23 protein-coding genes are annotated in these 18,570 nt (G+C 38.7%); 9 read left to right on the forward strand and 14 right to left on the reverse strand.

The window, feature by feature from the left end; translation table 11 throughout:
• The first annotated feature begins 1 nt into the window (after position 1).
• From SB49_RS02960 to SB49_RS02970, 3 genes are all read left to right on the forward strand, one after another.
• Complete coding sequence (locus SB49_RS02960) at positions 2–1,195, forward strand: acetate/propionate family kinase (protein WP_062053699.1); 1,194 nt, start codon at positions 2–4, stop codon at positions 1,193–1,195.
• Positions 1,196–1,427: 232 nt separating this feature from the next.
• Positions 1,428–2,723, forward strand: coding sequence for an MgtC/SapB family protein (locus SB49_RS02965; RefSeq protein WP_062053701.1), 1,296 nt, complete (start codon positions 1,428–1,430; stop codon positions 2,721–2,723).
• Positions 2,724–2,756: 33 nt separating this feature from the next.
• On the forward strand, positions 2,757–3,533 hold the full coding sequence (locus tag SB49_RS02970; protein ID WP_062053703.1) for a patatin-like phospholipase family protein: 777 nt from the start codon (positions 2,757–2,759) through the stop codon (positions 3,531–3,533).
• 37 nt (positions 3,534–3,570) lie between these two features.
• Here the strand turns inward: SB49_RS02970 and upp are convergent, their stop codons facing one another.
• The 5 genes from upp to SB49_RS02995 form a co-directional block, all read right to left on the reverse strand.
• Positions 3,571–4,224 carry a uracil phosphoribosyltransferase gene (gene upp / locus SB49_RS02975; RefSeq protein ID WP_062053705.1) on the reverse strand — a complete coding sequence of 218 codons (654 nt, stop codon included), beginning with the start codon at positions 4,222–4,224 and terminating at the stop codon, positions 3,571–3,573.
• Between the two features lie 73 nt (positions 4,225–4,297).
• Positions 4,298–4,930, reverse strand: a complete 633-nt coding sequence (locus tag SB49_RS02980) for a Crp/Fnr family transcriptional regulator (protein ID WP_062053707.1) — start codon at positions 4,928–4,930, stop codon at positions 4,298–4,300.
• Between the two features lie 46 nt (positions 4,931–4,976).
• Positions 4,977–5,675, reverse strand: coding sequence for a purine-nucleoside phosphorylase (gene deoD, locus SB49_RS02985; protein WP_062053708.1), 699 nt, complete (start codon positions 5,673–5,675; stop codon positions 4,977–4,979).
• 10 nt (positions 5,676–5,685) lie between these two features.
• Positions 5,686–6,330 (reverse strand): deoxyribose-phosphate aldolase, encoded by a 645-nt coding sequence (gene deoC, locus SB49_RS02990; protein WP_062053710.1) that lies wholly within the window; start codon positions 6,328–6,330, stop codon positions 5,686–5,688.
• 3 nt (positions 6,331–6,333) lie between these two features.
• Positions 6,334–6,744, reverse strand: coding sequence for a hypothetical protein (locus SB49_RS02995; protein WP_062053712.1), 411 nt, complete (start codon positions 6,742–6,744; stop codon positions 6,334–6,336).
• A gap of 260 nt (positions 6,745–7,004) precedes the next feature.
• On the opposite strand from SB49_RS02995, the gene SB49_RS03000 reads away from it, so the two are divergent.
• Genes SB49_RS03000 through SB49_RS03010 form a run of 3 tightly spaced genes read left to right on the forward strand, consistent with a single transcriptional unit; the run spans position 7,005 to position 9,569 of the window.
• Positions 7,005–7,787 carry an MlaE family ABC transporter permease gene (locus SB49_RS03000; protein ID WP_062053714.1) on the forward strand — a complete coding sequence of 261 codons (783 nt, stop codon included), beginning with the start codon at positions 7,005–7,007 and terminating at the stop codon, positions 7,785–7,787.
• 5 nt (positions 7,788–7,792) lie between these two features.
• Positions 7,793–8,563 carry an ABC transporter ATP-binding protein gene (locus SB49_RS03005; RefSeq protein WP_062058794.1) on the forward strand — a complete coding sequence of 257 codons (771 nt, stop codon included), beginning with the start codon at positions 7,793–7,795 and terminating at the stop codon, positions 8,561–8,563.
• Positions 8,564–8,570: 7 nt separating this feature from the next.
• Positions 8,571–9,569, forward strand: a complete 999-nt coding sequence (locus SB49_RS03010) for an MlaD family protein (RefSeq protein ID WP_062053716.1) — start codon at positions 8,571–8,573, stop codon at positions 9,567–9,569.
• Positions 9,570–9,575: 6 nt separating this feature from the next.
• Here the strand turns inward: SB49_RS03010 and SB49_RS03015 are convergent, their stop codons facing one another.
• The 4 genes from SB49_RS03015 to SB49_RS03030 are packed head-to-tail and all read right to left on the reverse strand — an operon-like array spanning position 9,576 to position 11,260.
• Positions 9,576–9,944 carry an arsenate reductase family protein gene (locus SB49_RS03015; protein WP_062053718.1) on the reverse strand — a complete coding sequence of 123 codons (369 nt, stop codon included), beginning with the start codon at positions 9,942–9,944 and terminating at the stop codon, positions 9,576–9,578.
• Positions 9,945–9,954: 10 nt separating this feature from the next.
• Entirely contained in the window at positions 9,955–10,179 is a 225-nt protein-coding gene (locus SB49_RS03020; RefSeq protein WP_062058796.1) for a hypothetical protein, read from the reverse strand.
• An 11-nt stretch (positions 10,180–10,190) separates the two neighbouring features.
• On the reverse strand, positions 10,191–10,616 hold the full coding sequence (locus tag SB49_RS03025; protein WP_062053720.1) for a hypothetical protein: 426 nt from the start codon (positions 10,614–10,616) through the stop codon (positions 10,191–10,193).
• Positions 10,617–10,630: 14 nt separating this feature from the next.
• Positions 10,631–11,260, reverse strand: coding sequence for a WG repeat-containing protein (locus SB49_RS03030; protein ID WP_062053722.1), 630 nt, complete (start codon positions 11,258–11,260; stop codon positions 10,631–10,633).
• 269 nt (positions 11,261–11,529) lie between these two features.
• Here SB49_RS03030 and SB49_RS03035 point away from each other — a divergent pair, with 269 nt between their 5' ends.
• Together SB49_RS03035 and SB49_RS03040 are read left to right on the forward strand one after the other, a co-directional pair.
• Positions 11,530–11,832 (forward strand): HPF/RaiA family ribosome-associated protein, encoded by a 303-nt coding sequence (locus SB49_RS03035; RefSeq protein WP_062053724.1) that lies wholly within the window; start codon positions 11,530–11,532, stop codon positions 11,830–11,832.
• 89 nt (positions 11,833–11,921) lie between these two features.
• Entirely contained in the window at positions 11,922–12,755 is an 834-nt protein-coding gene (locus SB49_RS03040) for a universal stress protein (protein WP_062053726.1), read from the forward strand.
• A 33-nt stretch (positions 12,756–12,788) separates the two neighbouring features.
• Here the strand turns inward: SB49_RS03040 and SB49_RS03045 are convergent, their stop codons facing one another.
• The 5 genes from SB49_RS03045 to SB49_RS03065 form a co-directional block, all read right to left on the reverse strand.
• Entirely contained in the window at positions 12,789–13,481 is a 693-nt protein-coding gene (locus tag SB49_RS03045; protein ID WP_062053728.1) for a LytR/AlgR family response regulator transcription factor, read from the reverse strand.
• Between the two features lie 315 nt (positions 13,482–13,796).
• Positions 13,797–15,245 carry an RtcB family protein gene (locus SB49_RS03050; RefSeq protein WP_062053730.1) on the reverse strand — a complete coding sequence of 483 codons (1,449 nt, stop codon included), beginning with the start codon at positions 15,243–15,245 and terminating at the stop codon, positions 13,797–13,799.
• Positions 15,242–15,655, reverse strand: coding sequence for an archease (locus SB49_RS03055; protein WP_145758348.1), 414 nt, complete (start codon positions 15,653–15,655; stop codon positions 15,242–15,244). The genes SB49_RS03050 and SB49_RS03055 overlap by 4 nt, the downstream gene beginning before the upstream one ends.
• Positions 15,652–16,290: a class I SAM-dependent methyltransferase gene (locus tag SB49_RS03060; RefSeq protein ID WP_062058798.1), complete on the reverse strand. Its 639-nt coding sequence runs from the start codon at positions 16,288–16,290 to the stop codon at positions 15,652–15,654. Before SB49_RS03060 ends, SB49_RS03055 begins: the two co-directional genes overlap by 4 nt.
• A 46-nt stretch (positions 16,291–16,336) precedes the next feature.
• The gene (locus tag SB49_RS03065) at positions 16,337–17,506 is read right to left on the reverse strand and encodes a baeRF7 domain-containing protein (RefSeq protein WP_062053734.1); all 1,170 of its coding nucleotides are present in this window, start codon (positions 17,504–17,506) and stop codon (positions 16,337–16,339) included.
• Positions 17,507–17,715: 209 nt separating this feature from the next.
• Here SB49_RS03065 and SB49_RS03070 point away from each other — a divergent pair, with 209 nt between their 5' ends.
• Entirely contained in the window at positions 17,716–18,561 is an 846-nt protein-coding gene (locus tag SB49_RS03070; RefSeq protein WP_062053736.1) for a universal stress protein, read from the forward strand.
• Positions 18,562–18,570: the final 9 nt, after the last annotated feature.

Below are 18,570 nucleotides of genomic sequence, written 5' to 3' on the forward strand. Positions count from 1 at the left end.
TATGAAAATATTGATATTGAATTCCGGAAGCTCTTCTATCAAATACCAATTGATAGATATGCCTTCAGAGGAAGTATTATGCAAGGGGTTAGTAGAGAGGATAGGATCCAAAGAAGCTTTGTTTCAATATAAAACAGCTAAGGTAAACGTTGAGGAAACCCTGCAAATAAACACGCACAAACAAGGATTACAACATATAGCCGCGTTGTTGGTGGATTCAAAAAAAGGCATCGTGGGTCAAGCCAATGAAATACAGGTGATAGGCCATCGGGTGGTCCATGGTGGTACCACATTTTCGGCCCCAACCATGGTGACCCCCTTTGTAAAAGATAAAATAAAAGATCTTTTTGCATTGGCGCCATTGCACAATCCCCATAATTGGGAAGGATTGGATCTTGCCGAAGAAATTTTTCCAGAAGCAAAACAAGTTGCCGTCTTTGACACAGCCTTTCATCAAACCTTACCATTCAAGGCTAAAAAGTATGCCATCCCAAATCATTTATATGACGAGCATAAAATACAAGTGTATGGCTTTCATGGAATAAGTCATCAATATGTTTCTAGAGCTACCATTAACCATCTAAATAAGCCAAAATCAAAAATCATTTGTATCCACCTCGGAAATGGCTGTAGTATCACCGCAGTGGTAGATGGGGTAAGTGTAGATCACAGTTTGGGTTTTACCCCTGCAAACGGACTTATTATGGGATCTAGAAGTGGCGACATAGACCATTCCATAATATTTTATTTAGTGGAAACGCTAGGGTATGATCTAAAAGAGGTGAACCGTATGTTGCTAAAGGACAGCGGAATGAAAGGTCTTACCGGCTTCAACGATTTAAGAGACGTTCAAGCAGCCGCAGAAAAAGGTGATATTGCTTCTGATCTCGCGCTGGAAATGAACGCCTACAGGATCAAAAAATATATAGGGGCATATGCCACGGCAATGAACGGCTTGGATGCCATAGTATTTACAGCAGGCGTTGGTGAAAATTCAAGTGAGCTTAGAAAACGGGTATGTACAGGAATGGATTTTTTGGGCATTCTCATGGATGATGGGGCCAACGAAAAAAGAGAAGCAGGAATCCATGAATTGCATACATCTGATTCCCCAGTAAAAATTTTGGTAGTGCCCACTAATGAGGAGCTCGAAATAGCCAAACAATCCTTTAAATTGGTTTCCCTTATTACATAATATGTCTTAATTCAGAGGCCAATTGTTCCTCTGACTTTAAGAAAATCTGAGAATTTGATATGATTTTTATCATTTTAAAGACCTTCGCTTTAAAATAGCTTTGGTTTTATAGGCAATGGTATGATATTATTTGTGCCACAGGTTTTTCAAATCGGCAAGACCTTTCCTTTTTGCTGTCTTTATAATGGCAGTAAATAATTAAATATGAACTCTATTTTAACTTTTAGAACCTATGATGGATGGCTTTATCGTGCAAAATGAACTTCTGAAGCTCACCGAGATGGAGTTTTTGTATAGAATGTTGGTAGCCGCAGGAATTGGTTTTGTTTTAGGATTGGAACGGGAGTTCTCCAAACATTCTGAAAAGGAAGAAATTTTCGCTGGTGTACGCACGTTTACCATTGTTTCGCTTTTTGGTTTTATAGCTGCGTTATTGAGTTTTGTGTTGAATGAATGGGTATTTGCCATAGGGTTCTTAGGTGTTGTTTTTTTGGTAGGGTTGGCCTATTGGATCGAAGCCAATAAAGGGAAGACGGGGGGGACGACCGAATTTGCTACTATTTTTACCTATTTGCTGGGTGGGCTCACCCTATTGGGTTTTTTAACGGAAAGCCTGGCATTTATGGTGATTGTAGTGGTCATTTTGTCCCTCAAGGTTAAATTAAAAAACATTATTGGCCAGTTGACGCAAGAAGAAATTTATGCCTTTGTCAGATTTGTCGTAATTGGTCTGTTGATTTTACCATTTTTACCCGATAAGGATTATGGGGTGTTTAATGTGATCAATCCCAGAGAAATAGGATGGGTAGTAGTATTGACCTCTGGTATTGGATTTGTTGGTTATATCCTCATGAAATTTTTAGGGGCCGATAGGGGAATATTATTTACAGGTATATTTGGTGGGATGGTCTCCAGTACGGTGGTAACATGGACATTTTCAAAGAAAAGTAAAGAAGCACCTTCTCTATCCAGTAACTATGCCATGGGGATATTTGCAGCTGCAACTATAATGATCGTCAGGGTCGCCGTTCTAGTTTTTATTTTTAATAAAGCCTTATTGGAAGGACTGACGGTCCCTTTATTGGTTTTATTGTTTACAGGACTTGGGGTTACTTTCTTCTTTTACAATAAAAAAACATCAAAAGAGCGCTTAACGGAATCTCTGCCTCTAGGCCAGCCTCTTAATATTAGGGATGCCCTTTTTTTTGGGGCATTATATACAGGGATTTTAATTTTGGTAAGTTACGCCAGCAGTGAATATGGGGATAAGGGAATTTATATTTCAAGTGCTATAAGTGCCTTGACAGATATTGATGCGATTACTATATCCGTATCTAAGTTGGGGGGTGAAACCCTTGCTGTTTTATCAGCGCAGATAGCCATTATTTTGGCTACATTAGCCAATACCGTAGTAAAAATAGGCCTGGCCTTATGGAATGGCAGCCCCTTATTAAAAAAGTACATACTCTTTGGCTATGGGCTTATCTTCCTATCAGGCTTGGTAGGCTTTTTTATCCTAAGGAGTTAATTAGTAACGACAAGATCGTAAATAGTTTTGATTATGAAAATAGGACTGGTATTATCTGGTGGCGGTGTACGGGGGATTGCACATATAGGGGCTATCAAGGCTTTAGAAGAGATGGGAATACAACCTACCCACATAGCTGGCACAAGTGCCGGAGCGGTTGTAGGAGCACTTTATGCCGAAGGCCATTCCTGCGAAGAAATACTGGAATTTTTCAAAACTGTGGATCTTTTTTCGTTTAGTACCTATGCTTTTGGAAAACCTGGTTTTGTGGATTCCGATAAGTTGTTCGAGGTCTTTAAAAAATACATTCCGCATGATACTTTTGAAGGTCTTAAAAAAAGCCTGTTTATCACTGGTACGGATATTTTGGAAGGAACAGCCAAAGTATTCCATAAGGGTCCGCTGATCAAGTCCATTTTGGCCTCGGCAGCTTATCCTGGTGTTTTTACACCGGTAAATATCAGCGGCAGCTATTATGTAGATGGGGGTATTTTGAACAATTTCCCAATAGAAGCCATTCAACAACACTGCGATTTGATCATCGGGGTATATGTAAATCCTTTTGAAAAATTGGAGATAGCGGATCTTAAACATTCTTACAATGTAATAAATAGGGCCCTTCATATTAAAATGAAGGAAGGACTGTTATCGAAATTAGATGCTTGTGATTTACTTATCAGTCCCAATACTCTTATAAATTATGGAACATTTGACTTTAAAAACGCTGATGTCATTTATGAGATGGGTTATAAAGCCGCTAAGGAGGCCTTACAATCAGAGAAAGGAATTCTACTTTTAAATAAGGATTAAGACTTTCCTTTAATAATAGTTTTATTAGAGCGGTCGGCTACAGTTTTATCCCAAATGATAGGTCACCTGCATCACCCAACCCAGGGACTATATAACCATAGTCATTTAGTTCATCATCAATGGCAGCTATCCATAAATGCGTATTTCCAGGAAATGTCTTTTTGGCAAAATCAACCCCTTTTTTGGAGCCAATTACGGATACAATGTGTATTTGTTTTGGCTTGCCATGACCTTGCATGGCCTTGTATGTATTTTCCAAAGTTTTGCCTGTGGCAAGCATCGGATCTATAATGACCAAGGTCTTGTCTGTAAGTGTGGGCGAAGCCAAATATTTTACAACTACCTCAAATACTTCACCCCCGTTCAAATGTTTTCTAAAGGCGGAGATGAATGCATTTTCAGCGGTATCAAAATAATTTTGCACACCTTGGTGCAAAGGTAGGCCGGCCCTTAAAACAGCACAAAGAACTAGATCATTCTCGGGTAAGGCCATCACTTTGGAACCTAAAGGGGTATTGATGGTTTTGTCGGAATAAACTAAGGTCTTGCTCATTTCGTATCCCAATATTTCCCCAATCCGTTCTATGTTCTTTCTAAACCTCATGGAATCCTTTTGTATTTCCTTATCCCTCAACTCTGCTATGAATTGATTTAAAATGGTATTGTTTTCCCCGAAGTTATGAATGGTCATGGCGTGAAATATTTAATTTAAAAGAATAATTTTTTAATCAAGATTAAGAAAGGTAATAGCATGGTATGCTTAACTACCCTTCTTTCAATTTTATATAGTTCCTAAAAAGTGCTACCTGCCCCATATTTTCCAGTTTTTTTAATAAACGGGAAATAACAACCCTGGAGGTATGGAGTTCATAGGCAATTTCCTGATGGGTGCTATTTATGGTGTTATCGTTGGTGACACGCGCCTTATCCTTTAGGTATTTTAAGAGCCTCTCGTCCATTTTTAGAAAAGCTATACTGTCAACAGTCTGGAACAAATCATTCAGCCTTTCATGATAGCTCTGTAAGATAAATTTACGCCAACTATGGTACTTGGCCATCCATTCTTCCATTTTATGAACAGGGACCATGATCAACTTGGTATCTGTTTCTGAAATAGCCCTGATTTCACTTTTGGTCTGCCCCATGCAACAGGTCAAGGTCATGGCACAAGTATCTCCTTGTTCCAAAAAATAGAGTAGAAGTTCATCTCCGTTGTCGTCCTCACGAAGTATTTTTACCACCCCGGAAACAAGGAGGGGCATGGATTTAATGTAGTTGCCTATTTCCATTAGTTTAAATCCTTCTGGAATTTCCTTGTAGGTCCCCACTTGGTTGATTTCTTCCAGTAAGGCTTCCTCAAAAATATGTTGATAGTTTTCTTTAAGTTCCTTGATCATTTAAAATTCTAAATTAATTTCTTTAAAGGTGCAAAGATTTGGTTGATTATAAAACCCCTAAGGCAATTTCTACCATTTGTCTGAAAGAACTTTCCCTTTCCAAAGAAGTTGTTCTTTCTCCTGTAACCAAGGAATCGGAAATGGTCAGGATCGCTAAGGCTTTTACATTGTATCTGGCGGCAACGGTATAAAGGCCTGAAGCTTCCATTTCGACGCAGAGTACTCCAAATTCGGCCCATTGTTTATAGGCATTGGGGTCATCTTCATAGAATTCATCGGACGAGAGTACATTTCCAGCCTTAATTGGTATATTGTTTTCTTTGGCGAAAGTTGCTGCTTTCATAAAAAGCTCAAAATTTGCTGTTGGGGAATAATCGGCATTGATGAACCTGGAATTATTTATTCCTGAGGTTGTGGATGCTGCCATGGCCAGTACAATATCCCTTATTTTTACATCTTTCTGATAGGAACCTGCAGAGCCTACACGGATCATATTCTTTACGCCATAATCATTGATCAGTTCGTGGTAATAGATCATAGCTGAAGGAATTCCCATACCACTGCCCTGCACCGATACCCGTTTGCCCTGATAAATTCCTGTATACCCATACATACCCCTAACTTCATTGTAACAGAATGGATTTTCCAAAAAAGTTTCTGCAATCCATTTTGCCCGTAAGGGATCGCCTGGGAGAAGTACTGTTTCTGCAATTTCTCCTTTTTTGGCATCAATGTGTGTGCTCATATAACTTGTATTAAAGGCTTCTAGTGATATTTATACCCGAAGAGGTGCCAATTTTGGAGGCACCTAGATCAATATATTTTAAAGCCATTTCTGTATTCTTTATTCCTCCGGAGGCCTTTATTTTTATACGATCACCAACTTTCTTTTTCAATAGGGCAACATCGCCGTAGGTAGCCCCATCTGTTCCAAATCCGGTTGAGGTCTTAACATAATCTGCTTTGCCCTGAATGATCAATTCACAAGCTTTTATTTTTTCTTCCTCGGTCAGGTAACAGGTTTCAATGATCACCTTTAATAAGGCGGAACCAATAGCTTGTTTAATTTCTGTGATCTCCTCCAATACCAACTCATATTTCTTTGATTTCAGCCATCCAATATTCAAGACCATATCAATTTCGTCAGCTCCATTGCTAATACAATCCTGGGCTTCACATATTTTGGCCGCTGTACTCATGGCACCTAAAGGGAAACCTATAACGGCTACAATGCTTATTGGTGATCCCTGTAGTTCTTTTTTCACCAAGGGCACATGGCAGCCATTGACGCAAACTCCAAAAAAATGAAATTCTTTGGCCTCTGCGCATAGATTAATGATATCCAGGTTCGTAGCTGTTGGTTTTAATAAGGTGTGGTCTATATAATTCTCGAGGCCCATGAATTATTGGATACTTTTTAAGAACAATTTAAGCTTGGCCAGGATAATTAATTCCGATTTGTTTTTTCCAGCAAAAGAAGCTGCGATGGCTTCTGCCGTTTGCCAAATAAGGGTGATCATTTTTGGAGGGATACGATCTTTATGCTCTTCAAAAAATTCTTTGAACTCATCAAAATAAAATTGACCGTCTCTTTCTTCATCCTGTAACCAATCAAATACTATTTCAATTTGATAGGCTGCATCTTCCCCAAATTCATCTTCCACCTCGTCTACATCAAGCCATTTATCATTTATAGCCTCTTTTAGTCTTTGTACTTCTATGGGTCTAATGGCTTTATCAGCCATGGCAACTGCATAAAAAAGCTTTCCTAAATTTTGATACAGCTCGTTCCCTATTTTTTGCGAATTCAACATAATGGATAACATTAAGATATCTATAAAATTAAGGTTCCTGACTCCCTTTTTTTATGACAAATATCATCTGTACTTCTTGTAATTCGTTCACATTGTTGGTCTGTACAAATTATTCAATTGAAGTATTTACCATTAGAATTCATAGTGATTATTGAGATTTTTTAAGGTAAGTACTGTGGTGGGAGGTATGACCGTGGTCATTTTTAACAAAATTGAACCATGCTATATTTATAAATATCATAAAACAATGTTGCGGCAATATGAAATTGACCACTCAAATACAAGGCGGTATTTTAAAGTTCTTTGACCAAATAGGGGACCTTTCTTTTTTTTTGGGTCGATTTTTCAAGGAGTTTTTAAAACCCCCTTATGAATTCTCAGAATTGCTCCACCAATGTTATAATGTGGGGAATAGGTCTTTGCCTTTGGTAAGTATTACCGGATTCATCATTGGGTTGGTACTAACTTTACAGACCAGGCCTACCCTTGAGGAGTTCGGTGCCGTTTCTTGGATGCCCAACATGGTTGGTATTTCTATAGTAAGGGAAATTGGACCAGTGATCGTGGCTCTGATTTGTGCAGGTCGTGTAGCATCTGGTATGGGGGCGGAACTCGGTTCTATGAGGGTTACGGAACAGATAGATGCCATGGAGGTTTCCGGTACCAATCCATTTAAATTTTTGGTGGTGACCCGTATATTGGCCACCATGCTGATGCTCCCCCTTTTGGTGATCCTGGGAGATGCATTTGCCCTGTACGGATCCTTTCTGGTTGAAAATATTAAGGGGGAGGTTTCCTTTGCCCTATACTTTAACAAGGTATTTGAATCCTTGGGGTTCAGTGATCTTATACCTGCGGTGACCAAATCCTTTTTCTTTGGTTTGGCCATAGGTCTGGTAGGTTGTTACAAGGGGTATAATTGCAAGAAAGGAACGGTTGGCGTTGGGGTCGCGGCAAACACAGCAGTGGTCATGGCCTCTATGTTGATATTTATCATCGACTTCGTTGCCGTTTTTATTTCGGATATATTTTATGAACTCTAATGCCTATGGAGGATACTACTAATAGTTCAGATTTAAAGGATTCTAAAGAGAAGGTAATTGACATAAGGGACCTGAGGAAAAGTTTTGGGGACAATCATGTACTCAACGGATTTAACATGCACCTTTTTAAGGGGGAGAACCTGGTTATTATGGGAAAATCCGGTTCCGGCAAATCGGTTTTGATCAAATGTTTGGTGGGCCTGGAGACGGCAGATAGTGGTTCCATTAATATTATGGGGCACGAAGTAACAGAACTGAATAGGTTGTTGTTGGACAAGCTAAGGGCAGAAATAGGATTTTTGTTTCAGGGTAGCGCCCTATACGATTCGATGACCGTTAGAGAGAATCTGGAATTCCCCCTGAGGCGGCATAAAAAGAGGTTCGAAAAATCAATGGACACAAATGCCATTGTTATGGAAGCACTTGAGAATGTGGGATTGGCACATACATTGGAAATGATGCCCAGCGAACTTTCCGGTGGGATGAAAAGAAGGATAGCCCTTGCAAGAACTTTGATCATTCGTCCAAAGATTATTTTGTATGATGAACCCACAAGTGGTTTGGACCCCATTACCTCAAAAGAAATAATTGAATTGATGCTCAGGATCCAAAAGAAATATGAAACATCCTCCCTCATCATCACCCATGATGTGGATTGTGCTAGGGTGATTGCAGATCGGATGATCCTGTTAGTAGATGGTATAAATTATGCGGAAGGTAAATATAACGAACTATTGAAGGCCAATGACCCAAAGATAAAGGCCTTCTTTAAATAACTAAATTATGGTAAAATCAGCAGCACGAAATAATATACGCTTGGGTTTGTTTGTAATTATTGGGACCATTCTATTGGTAGTAGCGTCTTATTTAATTGGGAACAATAAAAGTATGTTTAGTAAGACCTTTTCCATTAGCGCAAAATTTAATAATGTAAACGGCTTGATCTTGGGAAATAATGTGAGGTTTTCAGGGATAGTCGTGGGTACGGTAAAGGATATTGAAATGGAAAGTGATACCCTAATTAGGGTCCGTATGGCCATTGAGGAAAAGATGCAGCAATATATAAAGAAGGATGCCATTGCCACCATAGGCTCAGATGGACTCGTAGGAAGCATGATCATCAATATTATTCCGGGCAAGAATAATGCGCCCTTGGTGCAGGATAACGATGAAATATCCTCTTACAGTAGGATAGCTACCGAGGATATGTTGAGCACCCTGAATGTGACCAATGAAAATGCCGCTATGTTGACAGCAGATTTATTGAAAGTGTCACAATCCCTGACCAAGGGTAAAGGTACCATGGGACGCTTACTCAACGATACAATAATGGCTTCCAATCTGGAAAAGATTGTAATTAATCTAAAGTTGACCAGCGAGCAGGCCAATGTAGCCTTTGCCAAGCTAAACAAAATGGTGAATACAATAGACTTGAAGGAAAGCACTGCAGGAATATTGCTTAGTGATACCATATCCGGAAAACAGATGAGGCAGGTTATCGCCAATTTGCAATCCACTAGTTTAAAGATGGAGGAGATAACCAAGGAGGTTCAGGTCTTGGTCAAAAGTGTAAAAGAAGGGGAGGGGGCCTTGGACTATCTGACCAAAGATACTTTATTGGTCCAAAAACTGGATGCTACACTGAACAACATAGAATCGGGAACAGAAAAGTTTGATAAAAACATGGAAGCCCTTAAGCACAACTTTTTATTTAGAGGCTATTTTAAAAAATTGGAAAAGAAACAGCTCAAGGAAGAAAAAAGAAGGAGTGCTAAAAATTAAATAAGCTTAAATTTTAATAATATCAGTAGGGGTTTCCACCAAGATGGTCAATTTTCCACGGATGGCAATTGGTTGTTTCATGATATCCGGATTATGCCGAATCATTTTTATCCAATCGTCTTCAGAAAAATCATGATGTTCTTTAAAACGTGCCTTGTAAATGGGGTGGTCCTGGTTGACCAAATCTTTAATTTCTAATTTTAAGCGGTCCGCAATCTCTGCGATCTGCGTTCCAGTTAGGGGTGTTTTTAAAATATCTATTTCATGTATTGGCAGCCCTTCAGCCTTAGCATATGCCAAAGTCTGTTTTGCCCTTGTAGATTTGGAACTGTAGTACAGGGTAATCTGTCGTTCTGAAGTGGCTATTTCTCCCATAATTTTAGACTTAGGTGATTTTAATTTGTGTTCTATGTGTCGCCAAATGATGCTTAAGCAGTTGTTTTAAACTATCAAAATAGGCAAGGAGGGAGGCTTGATCTATTGTTGGGTTGCTTACCTTAGGTATGGTTAATGGATTTTCATCTAAAAATCGGTACAATTCTGGGTAATTTGTTTCAATATTTGAAGTTAACTGGGTTATTTTAGTTAAAAGGGATATAGAATTGGTCATGATCATAAGTTTTAAGGTTGTTGAGGTTCCATAATGGAATAAAATGCTTCGCTATCCATGATATACTCGGTAATTGTAAAGACTTCCTTTCTGTTCATTCTGAACTTTTTGACAAAATCTGTAATTTCTTGCTCTAAATGTTGGTGTTCCAGTGCCAACACCCTCTTATCTTGACGCTTAGGAGATTCTATTATATACCCTATTTGAATGATATGCTTACCTACTTTCTCCAAAAGATCGTTGCAAGATTTCCCTAAGCTTAATAAATCGGCTTTAATTTCCTTTACCATGATCAAGTTCTCTGCTTTGGTGATCCATATAAAGTATTTGTCTACAAGATGATGAAGAAAACGTAGGTCATCCTTATAAAAAAGCAGATCGGATTTCCAGTGTTCCGCTAAAACGTAAAGTTCTTCCCAATTGGTTTTGGTATTCATGATCTTAAAGGGATTTACATGGTTAATTTTCTTATTTCCAGACTATTGTCCTCATTTCGGACAGCTATCAAATTATCATTCAACAATTTGGTCCTTAACCAAGGTGTTTTATATCTTTTAGAGGTCATTTGAATATTGGTGGGTTTGGCTAAATATTCGATGATTTTTCCAGAAGAATCCATTAAGACTTCATGGAATTTGAATTCATAGATTTTTAGTTTAAACTCATTCTCACCCTTTAATACCTTTTCAAAAATAATTCCAGTTAAGTAACCATTGTCATATTGTGCCACATTCAAGAATTGATAGTCAATCACCAGTTTCCCCGATGTATCTATAAAGCCGTAATATGGAATTCCTTCTTCTATTTTTTTTACAAGACACCTACCCTGATTAAAACTTGGGTATTTAACACCCATTATTCCAAATGTGGAGGGTTCTGCAGTACCATCCCAAACAAGATCATTTCTAAAATCAATGATAAGATCTCCTTTGGTGTTGATAAATCCCCATTGTTCCCCTTTTTTAATGGCTGCTAGTCCCTCACTAAAAGGGGCTATAATATCTATCTCCTTCAAGGCCTGGGCCAAGGTGAACAGTGGTATCAAAATTAATATTGCCAACAATGATATTTTAGTTTTCATGATTTACGTATTTATAATACCAAAGTATTATTTGTATTGTATTTATGAAATGATAATTGTCAGGTGTGTAACAAGGAGGTTACTTTTGATTGTGCATCATATGACATTAATCATAGTACCCGAATCCTACAAAAATTAATTTTATAAAAGGTTGCTTGTTGAGATGCTAAGTACGGGTCGTCGTCTAATTATAAAAGTCTTCCATTATGAATACTCAATCTTAGATGTGGATTTAAATAGAAACAGAGGAAATAACTAATAATACAAAGATGACCATTGATGTGCAGTACGTAAAAATGCCGACCAGCGAGGCAACAACAGAATTTGTAACCAAAAAATTAGACAAGTTGGGAGATCGATATAATTGGGTGATCGCTGCCAAGGTCTATTTTAAATTGGAAAACAACCCTTCAGGTAAAGGTAAAATTTGCGAAATTGAGTTGAGTGCCCCTGGTCCAAGATTATTTGCAAAATCGAATGAGGCGCATTTTGAAAAGGCGGCAGTTGCCACCATAAACGATTTAGAGCGACAATTAAAAAAGACGAATGAAAAGCGAAATAAAAAATTTTAAACCGCTAAAATAATACATAATCCATGGAGGCTAGAACTTAAAAAAAATCGTTTTTTAGTTACTAAGTCCATACTATTTTAAATTCTACCATGAAAAAAATATTGGTGCCTATCGATTTTTCTATTTTTTCTGAATATGCCCTAGAGGTGGCCGCAAGACTAACTAGGACGCATAAAGCGGAATTAGTAGTTTTTCATATGTTAGGAATTTCAGAATCTGTTTTTGTGGCCAATGAGGCCGCTGAAAAGGCAGAGGCCAAGTATTACTTGTCAATGGCCAAGGAACGGTTTGCCACATTTCTGGATAAGGACTATTTAACGGGGATTAAAATAACAGAGATTATACAAAATTATAAGGTATTCAGCGAAATCAATGAGCTGGCCAAAGAAATTGAAATTGATCTGATTGTTATGGGATCACATGGATCCAAGGGCTTAAGTGAATTTTTTGTGGGATCCAATACTGAAAAAGTGGTGCGGACCTCCACAGTCCCCGTTCTTGTCGTTAAAAAAAGAAGGCCCAACTTTAAGATTGAAAATGTTGTTTTTGCCTGTGATTTCAAAATAGAAAATTTGTATGCCTTTATCCATGCCGTGAAGTTATTTACAGAATATGAGGCAAAAATTAATTTGGTATATGTCAATAGACCCAATGAATACTTTATCACCAAGACGGAGCTGGATAAGAGGATATCCTACTTTATGTCAAAGGTGAGGGACCAAAGTCTGGAAAACATAGAGGTCGCTTACGTAACGGATTATTCCATTGAACATGGAATTATGGAGTATTGTAAAAAAATCCAGGCAGATCTTGTGGCTATCCCAACCCACGGCAGAAAAGGCTGGGCGCACTTCTTTGTTGGCAGCCTGGGGGAAAAAATGGCAAATCATGCCCACCTACCGGTAATGACTTTTAGGATTTAAATTTTTTAGAAGTAATTCTAGGCCATATGCTGTTTAAAAATTCTTTAATACCTTCTCCAAGCGTGGTCTTTTATGTCTGCTTATCGGTAATTCCCTACCGTGAACTTCTACCATCTTGCTATTGAAACGTTCAATTTTTTCTAAGTTGACGATATAGGACTTATGTATGCGAAGAAATTTACCATCGGGCAACTTATTTTCAAAAGCCTTCATCGTTGATAGTACAATTATATTACCCTGCTTGGTGATCAATTTTATATAATCTCCCAGGGCCTCTATCCATTCGATATCATCGATGAATACCTTTCTCTTTTTGAGATTGCTTTTTACAAAGAAGAATTCCTTGTCCTCTTCATCTCCATGAATTAATTTATAATTGGTTATAGCCCTTTCAACTGAAGTATTAAATCGATTACTGCTGATCGGTTTTTGCAAGTAGTCCGTTACGCCATACTCAAAGGCTTTAAAAGCGTACTCTATTTTACCTGTGATAAGAATGATCTGAGGCTTTTTCTTTAAGGATTCCAAAAGATCAAAGCCATTGATGATAGGCATTTCGATATCTAAGAAAATTAGATCGATCTCTAGTTCTTTAATCCCTTTGTTGGCTTCCATTGCATTCGCGTATTCAGCTAAAAGGGTAAGGTGAGGATTGCTTTTAATAAGCTTGGCCACTGCCAATCGTTGCATTGTGGAATCGTCAATAATGATACATTTTAATTGCATAGCATTGGATTTTAAAAGTATTTCCAATACTTACCCAAAATGGCAACAGTAGGTCTTAATTGGGGTACTTTATTAGAGAATAATGCTGTCGTTCACTAAAGACCTATGTTAGGGGAATTTTAATTTGTTGTTCATAGTTTAGGTAAATTTTGGTCGGATACTTTGAGTTGTTAATTAATTTTCAACTAAAATATACGATATAAATGGCAGGTATAATGACATAGATCAGTTTAATACAAATAATAATATAATAAATCAAATGGATGATATTGTTGAACCCAATAGGCCGTGAAATAAAAAATCCTGATACTTTTATTACCCTTTCACCACAGCCACAGGCCTTAACTTGGCCACCTTTTTTGCAATTCCGGCATCAGATACGGTTTCCACTACTAGATTGACGTCCTTGTATGCTATTGGCGCCTCCTCGGCAATTCCTTTGAACGAACCGGCCTGCACGTAGATACCCCTTTCTTTTAATTGTTCCTTCAATTGTGGTGCATTTACTTGTTTTTTTGAGGCGGTTCTGGACAAGCGTCGCCCGGCACCGTGACAACAGGAACCAAACGTAAGGTCGTGGCTCTTGGAGGTGCCTATCAGGATATAGGAACTTGTGCCCATACTGCCCGGAATAATGACTGGTTGGCCTAAAAGGTTATAGGATTCCGGTAGCTCGCTGAACCCTGGTCCAAAAGCCCTGGTCGCTCCTTTTCTATGTACAATCAAAGGATGTGGTTTGCCATCTACCTTGTGCGTTTCTAGTTTGGCCATGTTGTGGGCCACATCATACATGAGTTCAAGTTGGCCATGGTCCTTTCCGAAAATGTTGGCCCATGCTTTTCTGGCCTCCCAAGTAATTACCTGCCTGTTGGCCCATGCATAATTGGCCGCAGCACACATGGCCTTATAGTAATTTTGACCTTCAAGAGAACTAAAAGGAACACAGGTGAGCTCGCGATCGGGAACCTGTATGCCATATTTATCCATGGCGGTCATCATGATCTTTATATGGTCTGTGGCTATTTGGTGTCCAAGTCCCCTGGAGCCTGTATGGATCAGCACCACCAATTGTCCTTTTTTTAATCCAAAGGCTTCGGCGACATCCGGTTCATATATTTCATCCACAAAATCCACTTCCACAAAATGGTTACCCGAGCCTATGGTGCCAAGCTGGTCCAGGCCCCTACTTTTTGCCCTTTCAGAAACTTTGGAGGGGTCCGCGTCCGGTAAGCGTCCGTTGTTCTCAATAAATGCGAGATCTTTTGTTTTGCCATAGCCTTTGTCAACAGCCCATTTGGCCCCTTGGGACAACACATCTTCCAACTCTTTTTGGGTAAGATGAAGAAACCCTCCTTTACCCATTCCCGAAGGAATTTGGGCGTACATTTCCTTGGATAACGCTTCTATTTTGTCCTTCACCTCCTCTACCATTATGATTGAGGTTAGTAAGCGAACCCCACAATTGATGTCATATCCAATTCCCCCTGGAGAAATGGCACCGTCAGGATGTGAAGTAGCAGCAACACCCCCAATAGGGAACCCATAACCTTCATGAACGTCTGGCATTACCCAAGAAGCTCCCTGAATACCGGGCAAACTTGCCACATTGACCAATTGTACCAATGACCTGTCCCCTATGATGTCGTCCAAAATGGGTTCATGGGCCAATACCCTTGCGGGGACCAACATATTTTTATGGAACGATTTAGGGATTTCCCACAGATAGTCCTCAATTTTGTTAAGATGTTGTTTGCCGATTTTCATATGTCAAATATTATGAAGGTCTCCCATTTATTTTGTTGGTTCTTAATAAGATTCGCCTCGTGATAGGTAACTGCTTTTATTTCCTCGTCCAATTTATCAATGGCAGCACCATAGATAGAGGCTTCTAAAAGGTTGCTTTTCATTTTTTTTATCTCTAACTGACAGAAAACCGCTTTTTCGTCATAGGAAACAGACAATGCCTCAGATAGGAAATCAATTAATAAGCAGGTGCGATCTTTGGATGTAATTCTTAAATCCACTTTTAAAGGTCCTTTAGAAGGGCGGTTACAAAATCCTTCCTTCATTATTTCACTCATTCCAAGTAGGGCAGCTTCGAATACTTCCTTAATTGTGTGGGCCTCCACCTTCATTCTAATATCCGCGGTATGCGGATGAAATTCGTATTTCACTTTTTATCGGCCTTAATGACCACGAAGGAACCTTCCCCATATCCTTGTTTGGGCATCTGTATGGTTGTAATTGATTCCAGGTCTCCAAAAAGGGTTTGGTTGTATTCCAAATTCTTGAAACGCTTGTCTTTTAAAATTTTTTTAACCTGATCCACTGTGTAATACTTGGCATGTTTAAAAAAGGTACTGCGCTGCCTTTTTAGTTCATATTGTTGGGCTATGCCTTGTTCCTTGTCCAGGAAACCTATAATAATAGACCCTTTTGGTTTTAATACCCTGTAGCACTCCGCCACGGCATTTTTAAAGTTTTCTAAATGACATATTGTGACAAAAAGGACAAAATCGAATTGCAAGTCCCCATAGGGTAACTTTTCCGCTACCCCGGGAATGATCTCAATACCTTTTTTAATGGCTTTTTTTGCCATTTCCAAGGAGGGTTCTATCCCTTCTTTTATGCCTAAGGGTTGGGCAAATCTCCCGGTTCCGACACCAACTTCTATTCCGCGTATGTTTTCGGGCAACTTGGCCATTTGTTCCTTTATAGCTTCCAATTCGGACAAGTATGCCTTTTCATATAAGGAATACCAATTGTCGTATGCTTCCACGTTATTGTCAAATACTGTAACATTTTTCATAACCATATAATTTTTTAATGAATAGATTGGGGCCGTTTTTTCTATTTCAATACCTGAACAATGCATTGAATGGGGCACCCTTAATCGGCATTTCATCTGGGGCCATTAAAAACACGTTTCCTTTCTGTCTCAGTGTCTTCAATGCGGCCATATGGGATAAGGAGACATTCTGAGGCTCTTTTGTACTGTTGATATTCACGTGTTCACTGTCCTTGTTGTACGTACCGTAAATGTCCATATCCTTTGCTAAGAAAAGGGTGTCAATTTTGCCGTTTACAGCGGCTGGGATGATTTCCTCAGTAACATAGGATGTTTTAGTGGTATTGTAAAGGTCATTGAATTGTTTTAGCTTGGATTTTCTTTTGGTCTCAAAATAGTCCGCAATCAACGCCCATGAAGCTTGGTGCAATTCTTTTTTGTCCGTGTATTGGGAATCCCCTGGAATATGTTTCTCATAAAGGTTATTGTAGGAATTGGCCTCTTTGTACAATGGGAACAAGGAATCTACGCAAGCAAGTAGTAATGGGCTGTTTTTGCCATTGATCACCTTGTTGACCCCCTTATCCAATGCCCTAAAAAATGTAATGAGTTCCTTCTTTTCATCGTCCTTACCATCACCATGTCCATGAAAGATGCCTGCCCCATGTGGTGCCTGCCCACTCCTAAACTGCACAAATTTTGGCCTAAAATCAAAGCCAACTGCCTTTTCCAACTGTTCAGGTGCAAAATCATCGATGTAAAGATCTTTTAGGCCGTATTTGGAAGCTTCATATAGTTTGACGTAATCCTGACTTAATTCCAACAAATAGTAGAGCCCTTGGTCAGAGTATAACGGCAATAAGGGACTGAGATAAAAATGGTTCGCCACATGGATCTTTGTGTCAAACGCAATAGGAAAAGTGTAATAGTGAAGTCCTTCTTTATTCAGAAATATGGCCAAACCATCTGATGGATTTCTCCAGATTTCCAAATTTGTTAAAAGGCTTTCCAAAGGAAGTAGGTACTCTTTAATTTCTTGAGTGCTTAAAGCGTAGGTTTCAAGTGTTTTATGAACTTGCTTAATGGTACTTTTTAATCTGGCTTGGGCTAGATGCTCATTTTGTTCCTTTCCTTTTTTATCCATGGGCAAATAGATCGATACGGAGTGTAAAGCACGTTTGTCCGATAAGTTTTCAAATTCTGTATACAGAAGAGGATGATTGATTTGTGTACGCATAATTTTAATTTTTAGCCCTAAAGTATGGATACGGATACTGAAATACTATGATGTAAATCAGGCACTTATCTGAAATAGAAATAGCACTTTTTAGATATAATAGAAATGGATGTTCCTAGTGAACAAACCCAAATAAAGACAACTGATATTTGTCATTGTTTCCCTTTCCTTGTCAGTGTACTTTTAAAGGAAAGGCTTAAACAAATACTATGAAAATAATATTGATACCCACCGACTTTTCGTCTAATGCCATGAACGCCATCAATTATGCCGTAAAATTCTTCAAGTATCAACGCTGTGAAATGTATTTTATGCATGCCTATGCAGATGAGGTTTATAGTGAATCCAGTGATATGGACACCGCTGATTTTGGTGTTTTTAAAGATGAAGTTGAGAAAAAGGTGGATGGGGCCTTAAATAAATTACTGGGAGAGTTAAAGATCCTTTCACCAAATCCAAGACACCAGTACAAAACCTTGTCCGTATTTGGATCCCTTATAGATTCTGCCAATGATTTTGTCGACGATAAGAATATTGACATTGTGGTTATGGGTACCAAAGGGGAAACCGATGATCAGAAACTCACTTTTGGATCACACACCTTACAAGTATTAAAATATGTGCAATGTCCGGTATTGGCCATTCCCGCAAATTTTGAATACGTAAAGCCTAAAAAAATACTCTTTCCAACCGATTATATGGTTCCCTACAAAAGGCGGGAATTAAAACTCTTGTGTGACTTAGCTTGTTCCTACAGATCGGAGATTCATTTTTTATACCTATCTAATTTCGAAAAACTCGCACGTAGGCAGGAGGACAATAAAATGTTTTTGGAAGGATCCCTGCAAGATCTGACCCTCATGTTTGAAATTGTGGATAGTGAAGACCGAACAGATACTATAAAGAAGTATATAGAAATAAATGATATACAATTATTGGTCATGGTAAATTCTCGACATTCTTTTTTGGAAAGCATGTTGCACCAATCTACCATTGATCAACTGGGATTGGCCATTAAAGTACCGTTTCTGGTCATGCAGAATTTGGTAAGATAATTCTAAAGT

The sequence above is a fragment of the Sediminicola sp. YIK13 genome (genome assembly GCF_001430825.1).
Classification (GTDB): Bacteria; Bacteroidota; Bacteroidia; order Flavobacteriales; family Flavobacteriaceae; genus Sediminicola.